This window comes from Mannheimia sp. E30BD, from assembly GCF_041807785.1.
In the GTDB taxonomy this organism is placed as follows: Bacteria; Pseudomonadota; Gammaproteobacteria; order Enterobacterales; family Pasteurellaceae; genus Mannheimia.
The window spans coordinates 1-4,075 of the sequence record NZ_JBGTYX010000043.1 but is presented as its reverse complement, the minus strand read 5'-3'; the positions used below and the strand labels follow the sequence as shown (position 1 = coordinate 4,075).

Annotated in this window: 4 protein-coding genes and 1 pseudogene; 4 read left to right on the top strand and 1 reads right to left on the bottom strand. The window is 39.2% G+C overall.

What is annotated here, in order from left to right; translation table 11 throughout:
• Positions 1-180 precede the first annotated feature (180 nt).
• From ACERCG_RS12055 to ACERCG_RS12040, 4 genes are all read left to right on the top strand, one after another.
• Entirely contained in the window at positions 181-453 is a 273-nt protein-coding gene (locus ACERCG_RS12055) for a hypothetical protein (protein WP_373612294.1), read from the top strand.
• A gap of 9 nt (positions 454-462) precedes the next feature.
• The gene (locus tag ACERCG_RS12050; RefSeq protein WP_373612293.1) at positions 463-765 is read left to right on the top strand and encodes a hypothetical protein; all 303 of its coding nucleotides are present in this window, start codon (positions 463-465) and stop codon (positions 763-765) included.
• Positions 766-809: 44 nt separating this feature from the next.
• A complete protein-coding gene (locus ACERCG_RS12045) occupies positions 810-3,590 on the top strand; it encodes a hemagglutinin repeat-containing protein (RefSeq protein ID WP_373612292.1) in 2,781 nt (926 codons plus the stop codon).
• A gap of 229 nt (positions 3,591-3,819) precedes the next feature.
• Complete coding sequence (locus tag ACERCG_RS12040) at positions 3,820-3,951, top strand: hypothetical protein (protein ID WP_373612291.1); 132 nt, start codon at positions 3,820-3,822, stop codon at positions 3,949-3,951.
• 24 nt (positions 3,952-3,975) lie between these two features.
• On the opposite strand, the pseudogene ACERCG_RS12035 reads toward ACERCG_RS12040, so the two are convergent.
• A pseudogene (locus tag ACERCG_RS12035) lies at positions 3,976-4,075 on the bottom strand (IS1595 family transposase); the annotation flags it as partial.

The window sequence follows — 4,075 nt, the reverse complement described above, 5'->3', positions numbered from 1 at the left end:
TGTTGATGGTTCGCCGACAGCAATATATCTGGCATTGACGGCAATAGATATTGCTCAGGAAATGTATGAAGCAAAGAATGCAGGCAGAAGTTTTTCAGTAGATAAGGCACAGGCTAAGTTTGCTCAGAAAATAAATGCTTATAATCCCCACAAACATTCTGTAGGCATTCTGTAGGGAATATGAATGATTTCTTGAAAAATAAAGAGTTTGGTCAAAATTTGTCTCAGATTTTAACTAAAACTTCTAAGAGATATCAAGGGCAGACTATATATGAGGTTAATAAAAGTGAGTTAGGATTTAAGAAAGGAGATCAAATATATCTTGATAATTTGCACAAAGATCATTTGGAAGTATTTGATAGAAATGGAAACTTTAAAGGAGTTTATAATTTAGATGGTTCTTTAAATGCAGAAAAAACTAAGAATTCTTATGGCAGAAAGTTATCTAAGTAGGTGATTTATATGTATTTAAATAAAATTGTAATTATGTTGGTTGAACTTGCGAAGAGTAAAGGGATATCTAAAGAAGAATTATGTACACTTAGAGATGAAAGTAATTTCATGATGTTTGGATTAGATTATTCTCTAGAAGATATTGATTTAGAGATTAACAAAGAATTAGAAGAGCTTTCAGAGCTAATAAATAGATTAAAAGAACATAATGAAGACTTGAGTTGGCTTAATATAGCAATAAAGCTACAGGATATAGGAAATTATTTTATATATTTGAATGAAGATATAAGAAAAATAATTTCAATGCAATAAAGATTCCTTGATAGAGCGTAACAACTTTAAGCCAAGATGTGAGCGTGTCGATTACCTATGGCGAGCAAAAAAGCGTAGAAACCCAACATAGCGAAGGGAACAAGGTAGAAAAAAGCCAAATCAATGCCGGTGGTAAGGTAAATATCAACACCGAAGGAGACGGCAAAAACTCGACCTTGACTATTGCAGGTAGCGATGTATCGGGTAAAGGCGGCACGCACTTAAAAGGTGAAGGTGGTGTAAATATGTTAGCAGTGGATGAAAACCACCTTGAACGGAGTAAAAACAAATCAAGTGGTTTTAATGCCGGCGTGGCGATAAGCTACGGCTCAAGCGGTTTTGCGTTTGGGGTGACGGCAGGCGGTAACGTGGCAAAAGGTTATGGTAATGGAGAAAGCCAAGCGTGGGTCGGTAGCCAAGTAGGCAGCCTATCCAGCCAAACCACAATTGAAAGCGGGGGCGATGTGAACATTATCGGCTCACAGGTGAAAGGCAAATCGGTCAAAGTGAATGCGGAAAATCTCAACATTCAAAGCTTACAAGACATAATGAAGTATGAGGGTAAGCAAGAAAGTGTGAGCGGACAAGTGACGGTAGGCTATGGCGTTTCAGGCAGTGCGAGTTACAGCAAATCGAAAATGAATGCCGACTATGCGAGTGTGAAGCAACAGGCAGGGATATTTGCAGGGGATGAGGGTTATGACATTGATATTGCCAACCACTCGGATTTAAAAGCTGGGTTAGTAACCTCAACGGCACAGGCTGAAAATGAGGGAAGAAACCAATTTAGCACAGGCACATTGAGCTATAGCCATCTTGAAAACCAGGCAGACTATAAAGGCAGTGCGGTGGGTGTAAGTGCGGCAGGTGATTATAAAGGTGGTTGGAACGGGCAAAGGGTAGATAAAGAGGGCAAGCCAACCAACAGCCTAAGCAATGCGATTGGTTATGGTAAAGACCGAGACAGCCAATCCAGCCAAACAAAATCTGGCATTAACACGCAGAACCTGATTATTCGAGACGAGCAAGCCCAGCTTGAGAAAACAGCCAAAACGGCTGCTCAAATTAAGGAAGAAGTCAAAACCGACATTACGACTGAAACAGCAGAAAGCCGTTCAGGCAAACTTGAGAATAATTTTGATAAAGATAAACTCCAAAAAGAGCTGGATTATCAAGTAAAAGCCCTAAGCGATTTCCAAACCACAACGGTTTCTACTATTAATGAAAAAGTGGCAAATCACGCAGAAAGCAAACGGGCAGAGGCAGAACAAGCTAAAGCCGCAGGCAATCTTGCCAAAGCTAAAATACTGGAAGACGAAGCGGAGAAATGGGAAACGGGAGGAGTTTACCGACAAGGGGTTGATGCAGTTACCAATGCAGTAGGGTTAGCCTTAGGCGGAAGCCCAACGGCAGGGGTAATAACGGGAGCGATTTCGCCTTATATCAACACAGAAATCAAACAGGCAACAGAGGGGAATACAGAAGCGAACCTGATAGCTCACGCCCTTTGGGGAGCGGTGGAAGCCTATGCACAAGGTGGTAAGGCAGGTGCAGGAGCGGCGGCAGCGGTGACGGGCGAAGTGGGAGCAAACATCATCTCTCAAAACCTCTTCGGCAAAGAGCCTGAAAACCTGACAGAAGCGGAAAAACGGACGGTATCGGAGCTAAGCCAAGTAGCGGCTGGGTTGGCTGGTGGGTTATCTGCAAACGGAGGAAATTCCTTATCAACAGCTCAAGCAGTGAAAACAGGGCAAGGAGTTGGGAAGAATGCGGTGGAGAATAACTATCTATNAGAATTTACTGATGTTAATAAAGCAAATAGTGAAACATTAAAAGCTGCTTGTAGGCTAGGAGGAAATACAGAGGAGTGTGCTAAACATACATCTCTTGCTAAAGAAGGATTTGATTATGCTAGAGAGAATGTTCACTTTGACGGCTCAGGCTGGATGGCAAAAATAATGAATGCCAATAAAGCAGAGGCTAAAACAAAACCAACAGAGGGACTATTAGGTAGTGAAGCTATTACTCATATAGAGAATGCCTTATCTAATCCAGAGATTAGAAATAAAGTTGAAAATGACCCTATTGTAAAACGAGAGCTTACAAAAGGCATTGATCAAGCAGCTAGTGCAGTAAGAACTGAAAAAACGAATGCCTATGAATTTAGTGCAAAATTGGAATATCCAAATATATCAGGACTTTCAAATGATTACAGAGTATTTGGACGAGAATTAGGGGCAGAGCCAGTTGTACCTGAATATTACGTTTATTCGGGATTAGGGCTTACAAAGATGGGGAAAAATTTATTTGATTTATTTTCGCCATCAACTCGCTTGATTGTCGGCGCGAATGGTGCAGTAAGTGCTGGTTCTCAATATCTTGCTAGTGGAGAGGTCAGCTTAAAAGATACTGCAAAAGATATGGCAGAAGCCTATGTAACTAAAGATTTTAGCTTTAAAGCTTATACAGCTTGGAATTTAGGAGTAGGCTTCTTAGAAGGTGGTTTAGAAAATGCAAAATGGCAAGATGGTAAATTACAAGGTTTTTCGCTTGAAAACGGCTTAGAAAAAGCAGGAGTAAAAACAGTAACAAGCACATTAGGCTATGGGTTTGGTAAAGGAGTTGAAAATACCTTAGGTAAAAATATTAACACTTATGGAAATAGCCTGAGAACAGAGCCGATTAGAATGGGAAGTCCAATTACTAAGTTTGTAGAGCCTAGTTCAGTTCCTGTAGGGGTAGGTAATGCAGTAGATAGTATTAGCAGTAAAACTCTAGAGCATAAATATGAAAAAACTAAACTATATAATGAGGTATCAAAATGAAATACCCATTAAAGATTTATTTTTTCGTTTTTATTGTTTGGTATTTGGCATTCCTTATGGCTATAACTTTTTTAGTAATTTTGATTAACATATATTTTTATTTATTTGTGTTAAAATTAAATGTAACTTTTATAAGTTTATTTGATGAAACAGATATTAAACTTATAATATTTATGCCCATAATTTCTGCTTTAGGCTTTACTGGATTATATTTTTCTAGGAGGTAGATTTGAATATCAACACTTATGGAAATAGTCTGAGAACAGAGCCGATTAGAGTGGGAAGTCCAATTACTCGGTTTGTAGAGCCTAGTTTAGTGCCAGTTGGTGTGGGGAATGTTGTGGGTAGCCTATATCAATAAGTTTGGGGCTGTAGTAGATTAGCCCTAAATCTCACACCATTTTCGCAACGTTTTGAGCTGTTCTTTTGGTGTACCAAAGTTAAACCGAAATTCACATTCCTTCAAGAATAAAGGGAAATTTTTT